At 41.2% G+C, this 17,622-nt stretch carries 18 protein-coding genes; 3 read left to right on the forward strand and 15 right to left on the reverse strand.

The annotated features are described in order from the left end of the window. Positions 1 to 187: 187 nt before the first annotated feature. The gene (locus AAHB12_RS12580; RefSeq protein ID WP_129728233.1) at positions 188 to 559 is read right to left on the reverse strand and encodes a YppG family protein; all 372 of its coding nucleotides are present in this window, start codon (positions 557 to 559) and stop codon (positions 188 to 190) included. 208 nt (positions 560 to 767) lie between these two features. Here AAHB12_RS12580 and AAHB12_RS12585 point away from each other — a divergent pair, with 208 nt between their 5' ends. Continuing rightward, positions 768 to 980, forward strand: coding sequence for a YppF family protein (locus AAHB12_RS12585; protein ID WP_129728174.1), 213 nt, complete (start codon positions 768 to 770; stop codon positions 978 to 980). A gap of 77 nt (positions 981 to 1,057) precedes the next feature. On the opposite strand, the gene AAHB12_RS12590 is transcribed toward AAHB12_RS12585, so the two are convergent. The 3 genes from AAHB12_RS12590 to AAHB12_RS12600 form a co-directional block, all read right to left on the reverse strand. Further along, positions 1,058 to 1,393, reverse strand: a complete 336-nt coding sequence (locus tag AAHB12_RS12590) for a YppE family protein (protein WP_129728173.1) — start codon at positions 1,391 to 1,393, stop codon at positions 1,058 to 1,060. An 18-nt stretch (positions 1,394 to 1,411) separates the two neighbouring features. After that, entirely contained in the window at positions 1,412 to 1,654 is a 243-nt protein-coding gene (locus AAHB12_RS12595; protein WP_129728172.1) for a hypothetical protein, read from the reverse strand. Between the two features lie 116 nt (positions 1,655 to 1,770). Next, positions 1,771 to 2,775, reverse strand: coding sequence for a DUF2515 domain-containing protein (locus tag AAHB12_RS12600; protein ID WP_342045550.1), 1,005 nt, complete (start codon positions 2,773 to 2,775; stop codon positions 1,771 to 1,773). 115 nt (positions 2,776 to 2,890) lie between these two features. Between AAHB12_RS12600 and recU the strand changes: the two genes are divergently transcribed. Continuing rightward, complete coding sequence (recU, locus tag AAHB12_RS12605) at positions 2,891 to 3,493, forward strand: Holliday junction resolvase RecU (protein ID WP_129728170.1); 603 nt, start codon at positions 2,891 to 2,893, stop codon at positions 3,491 to 3,493. 65 nt (positions 3,494 to 3,558) lie between these two features. Next, positions 3,559 to 6,222, forward strand: a complete 2,664-nt coding sequence (locus AAHB12_RS12610; RefSeq protein WP_342045551.1) for a PBP1A family penicillin-binding protein — start codon at positions 3,559 to 3,561, stop codon at positions 6,220 to 6,222. A 13-nt stretch (positions 6,223 to 6,235) separates the two neighbouring features. On the opposite strand, the gene AAHB12_RS12615 is transcribed toward AAHB12_RS12610, so the two are convergent. The 11 genes from AAHB12_RS12615 to panB form a co-directional block, all read right to left on the reverse strand. Next, positions 6,236 to 6,787 (reverse strand): YpoC family protein, encoded by a 552-nt coding sequence (locus AAHB12_RS12615; RefSeq protein ID WP_129728168.1) that lies wholly within the window; start codon positions 6,785 to 6,787, stop codon positions 6,236 to 6,238. Then, positions 6,787 to 7,440 carry an endonuclease III gene (gene nth, locus AAHB12_RS12620; protein ID WP_129728167.1) on the reverse strand — a complete coding sequence of 218 codons (654 nt, stop codon included), beginning with the start codon at positions 7,438 to 7,440 and terminating at the stop codon, positions 6,787 to 6,789. Before nth ends, AAHB12_RS12615 begins: the two co-directional genes overlap by 1 nt. A 30-nt stretch (positions 7,441 to 7,470) precedes the next feature. Continuing rightward, on the reverse strand, positions 7,471 to 8,175 hold the full coding sequence (locus tag AAHB12_RS12625) for a DnaD domain-containing protein (RefSeq protein WP_129728166.1): 705 nt from the start codon (positions 8,173 to 8,175) through the stop codon (positions 7,471 to 7,473). A gap of 302 nt (positions 8,176 to 8,477) precedes the next feature. After that, positions 8,478 to 9,770, reverse strand: coding sequence for an asparagine--tRNA ligase (asnS, locus tag AAHB12_RS12630; protein WP_129728165.1), 1,293 nt, complete (start codon positions 9,768 to 9,770; stop codon positions 8,478 to 8,480). 221 nt (positions 9,771 to 9,991) lie between these two features. After that, complete coding sequence (locus AAHB12_RS12635) at positions 9,992 to 11,179, reverse strand: pyridoxal phosphate-dependent aminotransferase (protein WP_342045552.1); 1,188 nt, start codon at positions 11,177 to 11,179, stop codon at positions 9,992 to 9,994. Positions 11,180 to 11,198: 19 nt separating this feature from the next. Then, positions 11,199 to 11,708 (reverse strand): cell wall elongation regulator TseB-like domain-containing protein, encoded by a 510-nt coding sequence (locus AAHB12_RS12640; RefSeq protein ID WP_342045553.1) that lies wholly within the window; start codon positions 11,706 to 11,708, stop codon positions 11,199 to 11,201. A 7-nt stretch (positions 11,709 to 11,715) separates the two neighbouring features. Further along, a complete protein-coding gene (locus AAHB12_RS12645) occupies positions 11,716 to 11,886 on the reverse strand; it encodes a YpmA family protein (protein WP_129728162.1) in 171 nt (56 codons plus the stop codon). Positions 11,887 to 12,271: 385 nt separating this feature from the next. After that, positions 12,272 to 15,037 (reverse strand): ATP-dependent DNA helicase DinG, encoded by a 2,766-nt coding sequence (gene dinG, locus AAHB12_RS12650; RefSeq protein WP_129728161.1) that lies wholly within the window; start codon positions 15,035 to 15,037, stop codon positions 12,272 to 12,274. Between the two features lie 356 nt (positions 15,038 to 15,393). Beyond that, positions 15,394 to 15,777, reverse strand: coding sequence for an aspartate 1-decarboxylase (panD, locus tag AAHB12_RS12655; RefSeq protein WP_129728160.1), 384 nt, complete (start codon positions 15,775 to 15,777; stop codon positions 15,394 to 15,396). 12 nt (positions 15,778 to 15,789) lie between these two features. Beyond that, the gene (gene panC, locus AAHB12_RS12660) at positions 15,790 to 16,638 is read right to left on the reverse strand and encodes a pantoate--beta-alanine ligase (protein WP_129728159.1); all 849 of its coding nucleotides are present in this window, start codon (positions 16,636 to 16,638) and stop codon (positions 15,790 to 15,792) included. Beyond that, complete coding sequence (gene panB / locus AAHB12_RS12665; RefSeq protein ID WP_342045579.1) at positions 16,629 to 17,474, reverse strand: 3-methyl-2-oxobutanoate hydroxymethyltransferase; 846 nt, start codon at positions 17,472 to 17,474, stop codon at positions 16,629 to 16,631. The genes panC and panB overlap by 10 nt, the downstream gene beginning before the upstream one ends. Between the last annotated feature and the right edge of the window lie 148 nt (positions 17,475 to 17,622).

Below are 17,622 nucleotides of genomic sequence, written 5' to 3' on the forward strand. Positions count from 1 at the left end.
AGTCCGCCTTTACTCCCCTAGTAAAACAACCTGCGTACAACCAGCACACCGTGCAACGAAGCTTACTCTATAAAAAAGTTTGTATGCTCTTCAGCATGGAAACCCTTTTTCCTTTTGTGAAGAAATTTATTTTACAGAAAGGGGGAGATTATTGGAATTATCCAATGTGCTCAAAAGTATTATCTGTTTACCTTCCAAAAAATCCGCCGACCTGTTTAACGAGTCCCGTGACTTGGTTCATCGCGTTCATCATTTGTCCTGCAGTGTTCATCATTTTATTAATATCGTAATTGCCATCCGCTGTTTTAAATTGCGACATCACACCTGCATTTTGTCCCTTTGACTGTTTCTTATAGTTCTGCTTATTTGTTGCCGGATACAGCGTATACGGATTCATTTGCGGCGAAACAGGAGACTGTGGTGGATAAAAGGTTGGCTGACTCATTCCGTTCATAAAGGAAAGCTGAAATGGCTGAAAATAGTTAGGTTGTGTTCCGTAATACGGCTCAAACGGATACATATTATACTGCAGATACGGATTTCTTACGTCGGTATGCATAGGTTGGTTTGGAAACAATAGAATCCCCTCCTCTTTATCATCATCTACACATTACAATATGAAGAATCGAGGGCAGATGTGTAGCCAGAATGCTCTTACAATCTGTCTATTCTTGTCGGAAGTTTAAATTTTTCGAAATCGGTGAAAACGCTTTTTTTATGCTACCATAAAGAAGTAAAAGGTGATTTCTTCTTAAGGGGGAAACGAAATGACATTAGGGGAATTGCGCACGGTTTTTGTCGGGGTAAGACAATATGAGCCAACAGAAACAAATGAATTACTCGATTTTGTGCAGCAACGTTATGTAATGGGAGAAATTTGCATTTTACAGTACCGGGATTTAATTCGTGAACTTGAAGCAATGGGGGCAAGAAAGCCTGATTACCTTGTGGAAGAAGGCATTGCGCAAGGAAACTCTTAATTTGGGAGGGAAACCTCTCATTTTTTTCGTTGTTGAACCATACAAAAAAGCAGCAAGGTACCATTGTACTGCCGCTTTTACATATTCCTATTCATTAAAATGTTACGCAACACATACTCTACAGATTTATATCTTTCCTTAAAACGCTTTGGCTTGGCAGTTCCAAAACATTCTACAGCATTTACTCTTACATTCTCGCATACCTGCTCGATTTGTAAAAGATGTATATGCTTAGGGTGTTCTTTCTTCACCCAGGATTCCGCCGCACGCCTCCATTCTTCTAGCACACGATCTACCTGCTCCACAAATGGCTGGATCTCCTCCTTAAAATCTGCATCCTTTGTTTCCCGCACAAATACTTGATGTACCTGCTCATTCCAATCCAGCAATTGTTTCGTCAATTCTACCAACATACGTTACCCCTGCCTCTTCTAGTATATAGCTGCCAGTGTCTCTAGCTTATGCAGCCAGCTCCCCTTCTTTAAATGATGCTCAAGCTTAGAATCCAAATGCGTCAAGTGCATGTTCACAACCTCTATATCATCCATTACTTCATCTTCTTTATGTTTGACAGTATGATTCACACGTAACGTTACATTCATTTCCAGCAAATCAAGAGCGCTCAGCAGACGATCCATCCCATTCAACACGTCATCCATCGGAACTATCTTCATTATAAAACCTCCCTCATTGCTTTCATGCGTGTCTATTTCGACGCGCCTATTCCCACTCCCTTCCTGGCTGACAAAACTAGTTTTCATTCGGCAAAGAAAGCGATTTTTCCCCTTCATTAAAAAAAATCCTGAACCTCAATCAATACATGTAGTTGCTTTTGCTTTATCATAAACCAATCCGTCAAATCAAACGGCTGCTGAGGCTCTTCAAAAGAAAATAAGCTATCCAAATCTACATCTGTATTATACCAATCATTTTCAACGTATCTTTGATGCGGAATCACCGGAAAGACATCCCGTAAATACGGGGTATCCTGTTCCTTTGTAAAAGAAAAATACTGCTCGTAGTCCCTGCGTGAACCTGTGTGGACGGTTTCATCAGAAAAACGCTGAAATCCCTCCTGATACCTTGGGCAAAATAAAAGCCACGCTAACCGCTTACCAAGTTCAACACGTTTGGAAAGTCTTTCAAAGTCAGATACGGAAAAACCGTATAATTTCCCTTGGATAGTGGGAAACAGCACAGCGCTAAAATGAAATAGTTCCTGTACCTTAAAAAGCAGCGAATGAAATACGTGCTTTTGAAAGAACGGATGTTCAATAACAGGCCGCTGGATCATTTGCTGCTCATTTATAATAAGTGCTGTCATAAGGCGATTGTCATCCTTTTCATACCAATAACGTTCCCACTCAGCCTCCATAAAAACAGATACAGAAAAGGCTTTTAGAAGGTGAAATAACGGTTTTTCAGCCTGTTTACTCTCTTCATACAATAACAGCTGTGGATATGCATCGGAAAAAATATACCAATTCGCACGTTCATATGTTAAAAACAAACGCTTCCGTACCTGCTGAGGCAGTATTTTCGGATAATACTTTCCTTCTAAATCTGTCATATTCCACCCTGCATTACGCGATACCATACTTGCTAAGAAAGACCAACGAATCTCACAATTTCGTAAATAATACTCCTTATACGCATGCGTACGCGAAATATTATCCCTGTTTTCAAGAATAGTGCCTTGCTTGATTGCTTTAATCAGACTTTTTTCCTGCTCTGTATAGACGATTCCTTGCCGCCGCTTGTTCATTTGCTCATATTCCGCTCGAATGATTTCCATTTTTCCCACCTCATTTCTATCTTTACCTTTTCCTATGAAAACTTTATAGTCTATTCTCCTATTTTTTTTGATATAATCTCCTTTGTAAGTGACTTTTGTCTGGAGTGAGTACATAATGTCCATCCGATATCCGAACGGCAAGCCCTATGCAAGTGAGAAGGAGATTCATAATCCCTACATAAAGAACCATACTTATAGTAACAGAGGAATGTCCTTGGAAGAAGAACTGAACGAAACGAACGAATACTATTCTGCAGCTGATATTGCCTGTATACATAAAAAACCGACTCCCCTACAGATCGTAAAGGTAGATTATCCACAGCGGAGCGCAGCAGTAGTGCGAGAAGCATATTTTAAACAGCCTTCTACGACAGACTATAATGGTGTATACAAAGGAAGATATATCGATTTTGAAGCAAAGGAAACAAAAAACAAAACGAGCTTTCCCCTGCAAAATTTGCATCTGCATCAAATTGAGCATATGAAGCAAATACTGCAGCATGGAGGAATTGCCTTTGTAATCATTAAGTTTACCTTCCATAATGAAATCTATTTCCTTGATGCAAAGCATATGATTGAATACTGGGAAAGGCAAACGAACGGTGGACGAAAGTCAGTAACAAAGCAGGAAATTGAAACGAAAGGATATCTAATTAAGTGCGGTTATCGCCCAAGAGTCGATTACCTGCACGTACTAGACACACTGTATTTTTCGTGATAAAGTCAACAATAAAGCGCATTTTTCGACACTTCTTGGAAAAGTGAAAGGTAGGAGAAAGAATAATGTCAGACACATATCGTTCTCGCGAAGAACGAAAACAAGCAGAAAGAAAAAAACAAGAAGGACAACCGTCGGGAAAGCCGAAGAAATCGGGAAAACCGAAGAAAAAAGGGTCATTCTTGAAAAAGTTTTTAATCGCCTGCTTGCTTACCGGCATTGTCGTTCTTGGAGCTGGAGTTTCCACCTTCTTCGCTATGGTGAAGGACGCCCCAAAGATCGACGAGTCAAAATTAGCAGACCCGCTCTCTACAAAATTTTATGACCGAAACAATGCTTTTCTTCATGAATATGGTTCACAAAAACGCACAAAAATTACGTACGACCAAATTCCAAAAGTGTTAGAGAATGCTTTTTTAGCAACTGAGGATTCACGCTTTTATGAACACCACGGCATTGATATAAAACGTACTGCTAAAGCTATTTTAGAGAATATAACAGGCGGATTCGGCTCTCAAGGGGGCAGTACAATTACACAGCAAGTTATTAAAAACTACTTCTTATCACCAAAAAAGACCCTTGAGCGTAAAGTACAAGAATGGTATTTAGCTTATAAACTAGAGCAAAAGTACTCGAAGCATGAAATTTTAGAAATGTATCTGAACAAAATCTACCTTGGCAATCAAGCATATGGCGTAGCCGCGGCTGCTAAGGCATATTATGGTATTGACAATTTGAAGGATTTAACGCTCCCTCAAGCAGCAATGCTCGCGGGTCTCCCACAAGGTCCAAGTATATACGACCCATCGAATCCTGAAAATGTAGAGAATGCTAAAAAACGACGTGATATTGTTTTATCAGCTATGTACAAGCAAAACTTTATTACAAAGCAGCAAATGGATGACGCAATGAAGGTTCCTGTAACAGAAGGGGTGCTTCCACGTCAGAATAATCCAATGCCATATCAAGCATTTCTCGATGCAGCCGTTAAGGAAGTAGAAAGCCAGCTCAAGAATGTTGACATTAGCACTGACGGCTTGCAAATTTATACAACGCTTGATCCAGAGCAACAAAGTTATGCCGATAAGATGCTAGATACAGCAGACATTATTGACTACCCGAATGATCGTTTTCAAGCAGCCTTTGTATTTATGGACACAAGTACTGGAGAAGTACGTGCAATCGGCAGCGGGCGCAAGGAGTATAAAGCAACATTCCGCGGCAGTAACTTCGCGATTGATATGAATCGTCAGCCGGGTTCGACATTCAAACCAATTTTTGACTACGGTCCGGCAATCGAAAATTTAAAGTGGGCTACTTCTCACATCGTCCAGGATGCACCAACAACGTATTCCAATGGGACACCGATTAAAAACTGGAATAATGACTATAAAGGAGATATCTCCATTCGTACAGCCCTGCAATGGTCTTATAATATTCCAGCGTTAAATACATTGAAGCAAGTTGGATTAGACAAAGCTCGAACATTTGCAGAAGGACTCGGTATTACATTTGACAAAGATGTTGTATACGAATCCTATGCTATCGGAAGTAATGCAGTAAATCCGTTGGAAATGGCTGGCGCATACGGGGCATTTGCAAACGATGGTATGTATACGAAGCCTCACTTTATTCGTAAAATCGTATTTCCAGACGGCAAGGAGCTGAGCTTTGAGCAAAAACCGCAACGTGCAATGAGCGATTATACAGCTTATATGGTGACTGATATGCTCCGTACGGTTGTAGACTCCGGTACAGGAACGGCAGCCAATGTTCCAAGTCTTGATGTAGCAGGAAAAACTGGAACAACAAACTTTGAAAAGCAGGTAATTGCCAAGTTTGGCTATCCAAGCAACGCAACGAGTGACAGTTGGTTTGTCGGTTATACGCCGCAATATACAATGTCTGTTTGGACCGGCTACGCCCAAAACGGTGCAGGGAATTATATGGTTGGTAACACACAGAATATAGCAAAATATATTTTCAAAGAAATGATGCGAAAGTTCGGAAATGATAATTCTGCATTTGCACAACCGTCAAGTGTTGTCCGCCAAGATGATAACGAGCTTTATGTAAAGGGCCAAATGAGCGACTATGTTCCCGTAAAAGCAGATGCGCCGAGCGGATTACAGGCAAAGTATAATCAGGAGAAAAAGGAGATTTCCCTGTCTTGGTCATACCCACAAAGTAAAATACAAAATACAACTTTTAATGTGAATTATTCACTAGATGGTGGTCAAAGTACCGCTCTTAAAACAAATACAAAGGATGTCGCGCTCACATTGAGTAATGCAAAGGCTGGAGGGCGCTATACCTTCTCTGTTACTGCAACATCAAGAGGAAAAACTAGCAGTGCAGCTACTGTAACAGTTGTTGTTCCGGCTGCTGCAAGTTCCAATACGCCGAACAATAATAATGCTTCTAACGGAGAAAATAATAGTACAAACAACGGAAATAATAGTACAAACAACGGAAATAACAGTACAAACAACGGAAATAACAGTGCAAACAATGGAAATAACAGTGCAAACAATGGAAATAACAGTGCAAACAATGGAAATAACAGTGCAAACAATGGAAACAACAGCGGCAATAGCACGAACAATGAAGCTGCCGAACCTAACAATAACACTAATAATAGTAATACCAACGGTGAAAACGCAACTTCACCATCCACGCCAGAACAGTCTGTTAGTGAAGAAGACGTGGGAATTCCTAAAGTTCCTTAAAAAAAAACATCTCCTACAAAGGAGATGTTTTTTTGCGCTTTAAGCGAGTTTTCTTTACAACCATTTGCTTAAGGAACTGCTTTTCAGCTTCTTCATACAGTTCAGACAGTTGGATAAACGAATGATAGTGACTAGGTCCATCCAAAATAAATAAAATCCGTTCTCCTACGTTGATAGGCTTTACTGGTAGATGCCACATGTTTTGGTCCATATCCTGCAAGGATGAGATCCCAACTCCATTCATCCAATGAAGAACGGATAAAAAATGTGCTGTGAAGTGAATCATCGGTCCTTCTGCTTCCCTCCGTTTACGTTGACGAAGCAGAAGCGCAATCTCCTGCTTCGCCTCCTTCCAAAGAGAAAGTACAGCTGAAATTGCTTCTTCTGGATTCTCCCAAGGCTTATACAGCTCTACTAATTGGACAGCAGCAATATCATATACAAAATAAGCGTGTCGCATAATCTCTGTAAAAGCAGTTGTTTCATCATACCTGACTTTCCTTTCCCCATTTCCAAAAAAGGGGCGTCGAAAAAAAAGATCTGGAATAGCTATATACTGCATCATCACTTATTCCTTTCTTTCATCCGTTTCTTTCCTTCACGACACACTTCCAACAGTGGACAAACTTCACATTGCGGACGTTGTGCTTTACAATGATAACGTCCAAAGAAGATCATGCGATGATGCGTAACACTCCACTCCTCCATCGGCACCTTCTTCATTAACGCCTTTTCCACCTCTAGTACAGAGTCCTTCCAGCGACAGAATCCAAGACGCTTGCTCACGCGCTCAACATGTGTGTCAACCGCAATAGCTGGTACACCAAATGCAACAGATACAACAACGTTCGCTGTCTTCCTGCCAACCCCCGGCAGCTTCGTCAATTCATCCCGATCACGTGGAACCTCTCCACCATACTCGTCTAAAAGTAGCTGACATAACTTTTGAATGTTTTTGGCTTTATTTCGATATAAACCAATGGAACGAATGTCGTTTTGGAGCTCCTCCAGCGAGACACTCAAATAGTCCTCGGGTGTTTTATATTTTTGAAACAGATCTTTTGTCACTTTATTGACAAGCGCATCTGTACATTGTGCTGATAAAGAAACAGCGATGACTAATTCAAATGGGTTAGAATGTACCAATTCGCAATGTGCGTCTGGAAACATCTCTCCCATTGTATCAAGACAATGGCGAATTTGTTTAACAGTTAGCATTTCTTTCACTCCTGATGCAATTGCATTCTTTTATTGTTCAAGCCAATTATAAAATGGAACTTTCCCTGTATACTTCGTTTCCTGCCGCATAGGAGCACTATTACGCGTTTGATTCGCCCTAAACTTTTGCCCATATTGCTGCGCCTGCTCGACCGTTTTGATCCCGTTTTTCTTCCACTCGAATAAAATACGGTCAATATAGCGGAAATTGAGTTTGCCACTAAGAACGGCCTCACGTAAAGCAGTCTGAATGATAACTGGCGTATGATGGTCTTGATCCTGCCACATTGTTAATGTCTCACATTCAAACGGTGATAGCGGACGGCCAAATTCTTGTTCAAATATGCTATATAAACTGTTTTCTAGTTGTTGTTGCATTTCCAGCTCTTCTGAGATAGTTTCATTCATAAGCAATTGCAAAATTTTCTCCCACAATGGTTGGAGTGAATAACTCTCACATAGAGCTCCATCTTTTTGACTTCCTTCAATCATTAAAAAGCCGTTTTGTACAAGCGTACGAAGCACCTCCATACATTGTACCGAGGAAATGGTCATTCGGTCTGCAATTTCATCCGGAGTTGGAAAGGTCTTTCCTGACTCTAAAAATGTATGAACATGAAGAAGAACCATAAATTCTATTTCATTCAATCCCATTTTCCGGTAATGAATCATCAGAAGCTTTGGAATGGCAATGCTGCCTTGTTCAAACCATTGAATCATAATTTTCTTTTTCATCTATCTAACACCTCGCCCTCTAGTATACCACAATCGATTATGTTTGCCTGAATCGGGAAGTTCCTTTTAGCCCCTTTTCTACATAAAGAAAACTCGCTGATTGGCGAGCCCCGCTCTTGGGCGAAGACAGAGGCGTAGTTGCACTTATACTTTATTCCTAAAATTTCCCGCTACGTCGAATGGCCTCCTAGCTAGAAATTTATCCTTTCCTACAGTGTAAGAAAAAAGAGGATAAAAAGACCCTCCCTGTAGATGGAAACGTCATAAGTACCATCTTAGGAAAGGCCGTATTGTTCTTTGTATTATGGATACAGACGATTGAGCAGACGCGGGAATGGAATTGTTTCACGTACATGCTCTGTTCCTGAAATCCAAGCAACAGTACGCTCTAATCCAAGTCCAAAACCTGAGTGAGGTACAGAGCCATACTTACGAAGATCCATATACCACTTATACGTCTCTTCATTCAGTCCATGCTCATCTAATCTTTGTTTTAAGAAATCATAGTCATCAATCCGCTGCGAACCACCAATGAGCTCACCGTATCCTTCTGGTGCAATTAAATCTGCACACAAGACAACATCTGGACGGTTTGGATCCGGTTTCATATAAAACGCTTTAATTTTTGCCGGATAATGCGTAATAAATACCGGTTTTTCAAAACTTTCGGCAATTGCTGTTTCATGCGGCGCACCAAAATCATCGCCCCATTGAATATCATTATAGCCTTGATCATGAAGCATTTTAATCGCTTCATCGTATGTAATACGAGGAAACGGAGCTTTTACCTTTTCCAACTTAGCAATATCTCTTCCTAATGTTTTTAGTTCTAGTGCACAATTCTGCAAAACAGACTGCACAAGATAGGATACGTAATTTTCTTGCATGCGCAGGTTATCTTCATGATCCATAAAAGCCATTTCCGGTTCAATCATCCAAAACTCAATTAAATGACGACGTGTTTTTGATTTTTCCGCACGAAATGTCGGTCCAAACGAAAATACCCTTCCAAACGCCATTGCTGCAGCTTCCATGTACAGTTGACCACTTTGTGATAAATACGCATCCTCATCAAAGTATTTCGTATGAAAAAGCTCAGTTGTTCCTTCTGGTGCACTCCCAGTCAAAATAGGCGGATCTACCTTCACAAACCCGTTTTTATGAAAGAATTCGTATGTAGCACGAATAATCTCATGACGAATTCGCAAAACTGCATGTTGGCGCTTAGAACGAATCCAAAGATGACGATTGTCCATCAGAAATTCTGTACCATGCTCCTTAGGCGTAATTGGGTAATCTGTCGCAGCATGAATAAGATCCACATTTTGAACTGCAAGTTCATATCCAAATGGAGAACGCTCATCTTCACGTACAATACCTGTTACGTATAAAGAACTTTCCTGCGTAAGCGCCTTAGCTTTTTGGAATATCTCGTCCCCTACCTCTTCTTTGACAACAACCCCTTGAATAAAACCAGAACCGTCACGAAGCTGTAAAAAGGCTATTTTCCCGCTAGAACGCTTGTTGGCAAGCCAAACTCCCATTGTCACTTCTTGGTTTACATACTGACTTACTTCAGCAATTGTTATTTTCACTTCTCTAGTCCCTCCAACAGAAACCTCAGTCCAACTCTTTTTTTTATTATACAAAACAATTCCCTTTTCTGTAAAGAAAAGGGAATTTTATATTACACTGTAAGAAAACATAAATTTCCAGTTGGAAGCCAATTCGACGTAGTCGGAAATTTTCGGAACACAGTGTAAGTGCAACTATGCCTCTGTCCTCGCCTAACGGCTTGCCAATCGGCAAGTTTTCTTTAGCGGTTCATTTTCTTTTCCATAAATGCTTGAATGCGCTCTAACGCTTTTTCTAATTGTTCAAGTGATGTTGCATAAGATAAACGGACGTTATTTGGTGCACCAAAGCCTGAGCCTGGTACAAGCGCAACCTTTTCTTCTTCTAAAAGCGCTTTTGTCCACTCGTCTACTGTTTCGTAACCTGCTAACACTGCTGCCTCTTGTGCATTAGGGAATAAGTAAAATGCACCCTGCGGTTTGATGCAAGAAAATCCAGGAATTTGGATCAATTTGTCATAAATAATATTTAAACGGCTTTCAAATGCTTCGCGCATTTCTTCTACTGCATCCTGTGGCTGCTGGTAAGCGGCAATCGTCGCATATTGTGCAATGGAAGTCGGGTTGGACGTGCTATGGCTTGCTAAGTTTGTCATTGCTTTGATCAAAGTTTTATTTCCAACCGCATAGCCGATACGCCATCCTGTCATAGAGTGCGATTTAGATACACCGTTAATAATCACCGTAAGCTCCTTCAATTCCGGAGAAAGCTGGGCAATGGAAACATGCTTTGCATCTCCATAAACAAGCTTTTCGTAAATCTCATCGGAAACAATAACGAGATTATGCTCTACACATACCTCTCCAAGCGCTTTTAGTTCGTTCTCACTATAAATCATGCCAGTTGGATTGCTTGGTGAGTTAATGATAACTGCTTTTGTTTTCTCCGTAATCGCTGCTTTCAGCTGCTCGGGTGTAATCTTAAACTCGTTCTCCTCCTTGCCTTCTACAAAGACAGGTACACCTTCTGCAAGCTTAACCTGCTCCGGATAGCTTACCCAGTATGGAGTCGGAATGATGACTTCGTCCCCTTCATCAAGAATAACTTGGAACAATGTATATAACGCGTGCTTTGCTCCATTGCAGACAATCACTTCAGTAGGCTCATACGACAACTGTTGATCACGCTCTAACTTAGAAATAATCTCTTTTTTCAAAGTAGCTAAGCCGCCTGTAGGCGTGTACTTTGTATGTCCTGCCAACATTGCTTGATAAGCAGCATCCATAATATGCTGTGGTGTATTAAAGTCTGGCTCACCTGCGCCTAGACCGATTACATCATATCCCTGTGCTTTCAATTCTTGCGCTTTTGCTGTAATTTCTAACGTTGTAGATGGTGTTAAAGCAGATACGCGTTTTGCCAATTTCATGATTTAGTTCCCCCAACATCTATTTTTGAAGTGTGTATAAGCGTAAAACTCTCCCAGTCTTCAAATCAACATAACAAAAACTATAACGGTCCTCTACATCTACATATGTAATTTCCCAAAGTGAAACGTTTTTTTCAGCACCCATCTTCATTTTGATGATTTCCTTCGGCTTTTCGGAATTCCCAACCACCTCTGAATCCTTCATGATGCTCTCCAGGGCTTGCTTTGCTGAAATCGCATCCTTTTGTTTGACCGTTAACACTTTCTCATCATCTTTTTCTGGCACAAGTACAATCCACTGCTTACGTTTTGCATCAGAGCCCTCTACAACAGTATAAGATAGATTTTTCTTATAACCATGATAATAGTCTGTTCTTGTAATGCTGACAAGATTCGCATTTTTCTTTGCCATTTCGATTGCATGAGCCTCACCATGAGTCTTTCCATTCATCGCTTCCTTATAAATATACAAACTCCAGAGGAGAAGCAAGACCAGCAACGCAATGGCTCCGAGTAGCCACTTTTTCATTGTATCACTACGTTCTATATATAGTAAATACAGCTGTTTTTTTCTCTTTCTCATCAAGAGCCAGCCCAAACATTAAATCTTTTTCCCTAAGGGTTGGGTTAAGGCTATCTACAATTTTATACAGATTGCTTGTATATTGAAAACGCATTGTAGAAAGCACCCCCATCTTCTTATCCATCTTGACTCCTCCGTTACACAAAATTTCTAATCATAGAAGCGGGCAACGAGGTTACAATAAAAGTACATTCTTATAACCCCTGCTGCATCACCACTTATTATAGCAGGTCATTACACGGGAAAAAAGGTTTGGACTCATATCGTCTCGCCTTTTTATCGCACAATCTTTGATGAATCAACGAAGTGAAAGATTCTACAATAAAATTTCTTCTAACCCACATGAACGCCTGCGGATGTTTCTGCAGGTCTTTTTACGCTTTCAGAAGGATAAACCTCTAGCTAGAAGCGAATTTGACGTAGCCGGAAATTTTAGGAACAACAGATAAATGCAACTGCACCTTCGTCTTCACCGAACAGTGAGTTTTCTTTATTGAAATACAGGGAACCTATCCATTCTCCATCAATTCTAACAAATTTTGCAATGGCTGCTCATATAGAGGAATCGCAGGAATAGATGCAATAAATCGTTTTCCGTAAAAGGTCGTTGTAATACGACGGTCTAACACAAAAAACGTACCTGTATCACTTTCCGTACGAATCAGTCTGCCAAAGCCTTGCTTAAATCGAAGAATAGCTTGTGGAAGAGCCAATTCAATAAAGGCATTGCCCCCACCTCTCTCTATTTTTTCCCCTTTTGCTGCCATAATCGGATGATCCGGTGGAACAAATGGAAGACGCACCATCACAAGGCAACTCAAACTTTCTCCAGGTATATCAATTCCCTCCCAAAAGCTGCTTGTACCAAACAAAATTGACTTTTCAAACTGTTGGAACTGCTTTGTCATTCGCATCCGGCTGCTGCTCACCCCTTGCGCAAGAAGCGCAAATTCCTCCAATGCTCCGGTTTCTTTGATTGCTGCATGCGTTTGCCTCAGCATCTCATAAGAGGTAAACAAAACGAGCATCCGGCCGTTTGTTACCTTAGCAATTTTTATGATATGGCGTGCGATTGCCTCTACATACTCATCTTGTGATACTTGTTTTATAGAAGGTAAATCCGTCGGAACCATCATTCGAACTTGTTGATCATATTGAAACGGGGAGGAAAGAGCCATCACAGATGGACAAAAATCAGAGAGTCCGAGCGCTCGAATGATATAGTCAAATGTCTGGTTGACAGTTAACGTCGCAGATGTAAGAACAACGCTTTTCTTTTTCGCAAAAAAGCGGTCCGCGAGCAGGTCACTTACGTCAATCGGCTGCTTGTATATAATGGTAGAGTGAATACTCCCCTTCGTTTCTGCTTCAAACCACGTTACACCATCCTGCTGCTCCTGCAGCAACAAGTGGAGCAGCGTCTGCCTCATCTCGTCAAGCGAATCAACAAGCGTAATAAATTGCTGCACGATTACATACTCAGCAAACCTTCCACTTTTTTGCACTTGCCCTTGTAATAGAACACACAGCTCTTCCAGTATATGTATTAAACGGTCAGCCCCTTCTGTAATAGCATTCCAAAGCTTTCCCTTTTCCGTTTTTCGTTCATATCGGTACAGAACCCGAACATTACTATCAGCCTGCTTGCTTTTGTTTTTTTCAAAAATGAAGGAGCGAAGCAACCGAAATAATTCATCACTTTCCCATTTCACTTCTTTTAATACATGATGAATCTTCTTCCACGCTGGATCCAATGTATCGCCCAGTATGTCGCGTATGTTTGAGAGCACATCATTTGTTTCAAGTGTCCCCATCCTTGATAACCAGAGCTGAAACTGCATGCATGAAAACTGTTCACCAAGCATATGACTCGCCGCTTCTTCAATATGATGCGCCTCATCGAGCACGACATATTCATATGAGGATAACAAAGAATCTTCATTTGTCGCATCCTGCAGCAGCAGCGCATGATTTGTAACAATAAGATCAGCAAATAATACACGATGCTTCGCCTGCTGATAAAAACAACGGCTGTTCCATGGATTACTCGTTCCAGTGCTATTTCCACCGCTGCAAATCCGTTCCCATAGCAGCTTTCCGCCAGTCGGCAAATTCAGCTCATCTACATCTCCCGTTTCTGTTTCAAGAAGCCATACTAAAATTTTTGCCTTCGTTAATACAGTATCATAATTTTCATCCTGTTCTTCTAATACATGTTCAAATTTTTGTAGACATATATAATGCTTTCTTCCTTTCATCACGGCTGTTTGAAAGGAAAAAGGAAGCAGTTTTCTTAAAACCGGGATTTCCTTCTCCACAATTTGCTGCTGCAGCTGCACTGTTTGTGTGCTAATGACAACAGGCTGTTCAGCTTTTCGAGCGTGGAACAAGCTCGGAATTAAATATGCCAGCGTTTTTCCTGTTCCTGTTCCTGCCTCAATTAACGAAATGCGTGCCGAAGAAAAGGCATCATACACTTCCTCTGCCATTTGTATTTGTCCTGCTCTATATTCAAATCCATTCGGATGGCCATTTTGTTGCATCAGCGTTTTCCATGCAGAAAACTCTATAGGACTCGCTTCTTCCGCAGGTGCTTCATAGCTACGTTTACGGAGCGCGAGATTACGGTAAATGTCATACTCCTCTTTTGGAGAACTGCTTACTAGTTTATCCAGAATAAGAGCGGACAGCAATTCACTGATTTCACTCTTAAAGGATCGGCTCAAATTATATAATGACTGAAGTGTAACAAGTGGTAAAGCCGCTAATTTATTGCATAGCAGCAAAAATAATTCTGCTGTTACCATCGCATCACTATCAGCGCGATGCGGATTTTCATGTTCAAGCGCAAAAAGCTTGGCTAAGTCACCTAGCTTATGACTTTCAGCAGTAGGCAACAAAATACGCGCGAGTTCTACTGTATCAATAGAAGGACAGACAACTGAAGGAAAACCAGATAGTTTCAGTTCCTCCTGCAAAAATCTCCAATCAAAATGAACATTATGAGCAACGAAGCAGGAGTTTTCTAAAAGCTCAGCAATCATCGGAGCCACATCTTGAAAAGAAGGAGCGTGTTGAACTAGATCATCATTAATTCCCGTTAATTCAGCAATGAAAGGAGGAATTGGCTTACCTGGATTCACAAACGTTGAAAAGATTTCTATAACCTCTCCATTCTCGATGACAACAGCTGCCACTTGCGTAATTTTATCAATTCCGCCTTTATATATATTTCCTGTCGTTTCAAGATCTACCACAACATAGCGGTTGTACATAATGAACACCTCTTTACTTTTCACAACACCAAGACATGCTTACTCTTACTATACCACGTTTCCATCAATCTTACTTAAGAAAAGCAGACACGGCTCGGGCGAAGACAGAGGCGTAGTTACCCTTATACTTTATTCCTAAAATTCCCCACTGCGTCGAATAAACTTCTAGCTGGGAATTTATCCTTTCTTAAAGTGGAACCAAAAGAAAAATCCCCAGTTGTTGGGGACTTTTCTCTTCGTACAAAATCGAAATGTATAAAATTTCAAACGCTGTTTAACTCCCACAGTGTGAAAAGCCTTTTTCACCCAATGAGGCAAAATATTTCTCTCCTGCTAGAGGCATCGGACCTGCTTTTTTATTTAATCGTTGCAGCTGGTTCCTGCCCAAGCATTTCCACAATCTGATTCTGTTCATCTAGAACAGCAATTTTCGGCTTATGTTCGTGTATCTGCTCCTCTGATACAAATCCGTAACAAATAATAATAACCTTATCTCCAGGCTGAACAAGACGCGCCGCTGCACCATTTAAACAAACCACACCGCTGCCGCGTTCTCCCTTAATAATATACGTCTCAAAACGTGCACCATTATTATTGTTTACAATTTGTACCTTTTCGTTTTCTACAACACCGACCGCATCCATTAAATCTTCATCAATCGTGATGCTTCCTACGTAGTTTAAATTCGCTTCCGTTACAGTTGCACGGTGCAATTTCGCTCTCATCATCATGCGATACATAGCTGCTCCCCCTTATTCTACTGTCAGTACAAGATTGTCAATCAGTCTTGCTTTCGAAAACTTCACTGCAATTGCTACTATCACGGTTCCTTGTAGCACATCTAGCTCCTCAAGTTCCGGATACGAATATATACTCACATAATCAATTTCACCATCTGTATGTGTTACAATCTGCTTTTCTACAATAGAGCGGACAATCGAAGGGTTTCGTTCACCGTTTGCAATTGCCTGCTGTGCAAGCTGCAATGCTTGATATAGACTCGGAGCTTGCGCACGCTCTGTTTCGGACAAATAAACGTTACGGGAACTTTTTGCCAGTCCATCATTTTCCCGTACCGTGTGAACCGGAACGATGGTCACCGGAATATTATAATCGGAAACAAGCCCTTGTACAACAGCCACTTGTTGGGCATCCTTCAAGCCGAAATAAGCTCGGTGCGGCATGACAATATTGAACAGCTTTAGAAGTACCGTTGCTACACCATCAAAATGTCCAGGCCGCTTTTGTCCACATAGCACATCAGTGCGGGATGTCACCGTAATTGTTGTTGTCCGTTTCGATGGATACATCTCTGTAACACTCGGATAAAACAAATAGTCAGCTCCTGCTTCCTTCGCCACGCATTCATCGCGTTCGATATTGCGCGGATATCGATCAAAGTCCTCATTCGGACCAAATTGTAGGGGATTTACAAATACACTTAAAACGACAATATCATTCTCTTCTCTTGCTTGTTGAAGCAACGTTGCATGCCCCTCATGTAAATACCCCATTGTGGGAACAAAACCAATTGTTTTTCCTGTCTCGCGCAGCTTTAACACGAGTTGCTGCATTTGTGTAATATGTGAAATTATTTGCATGAAATACTTCCTCCGTACAGTGCAAGCAATTCTTCTTCCTTCATTGTGAAAGATTGTTCTTCGCTTGGAAATTGTCTTGTTTTTACCTCTTTCGTATATTGCGTAATCCCGCGCACGATTTCATCCTGAACAGATGCGAACGGCTTTACAAACTTCGGTACGCGACCTACGCCATATGTGATAACATCATGGTAAACGAGAACTTGGCCATCTGTATCATTACCTGCACCGATACCAATTGTCGGAATGTTCAACTGCATAGATATTTGCGCTGCCAATTGCTTCGGCACGCATTCTAATACAAGCGCAATCGCCCCTGCTTGTTCGCACTTTTTCGCATCCTCCAGCAGCTTACGGGCACTTTCTGCATCCTTGCCCTGCACTTTATAGCCGCCTAATACACCGACTGACTGTGGCGTTAAACCAAGATGCGCAACAACAGGCACACCAGCGCGTGTAAGAAGACCGATGATATCAACCACTTCATCTGCTCCCTCAACCTTTACTGCATGCGCCCCGCCTTCTTGCATAATGCGGCGTGCATTTTTCATCGCCTCTTCTTTAGAAACGTGATAGGACATAAATGGCATATCCGTTACAATAAACGTCTCGGCAGCACCTCGACGGACCGCCTTTGTATGATGGATCATATCCTCAACTGTAACCGGTATTGTAGAATCGTACCCAAGCACCACCATACCGAGCGAGTCACCAACCAAAATCATGTCCACACCAGCTTGCTCCACCAGCTTGGCAGACGGATAATCATATGCTGTTACCATTACAATTGGTTCATCATGCTGCTTCATTTGCAAAAAATCCTTAGAGCTTTTCATCATTCTCCTCCTCATTTGCAGGAAGAAGGAAAGGGCCATCCTAAAAACCCTCTTTCCAATACAGAAAGAAGGATATATGACAGCTATTCTCATCCTTCTGTCCTAGTCCTATATTGCGGATCAAGGCAGAATCCTTTTTTCTTACTTA

The organism is Bacillus sp. OTU530 (genome assembly GCF_038440375.1).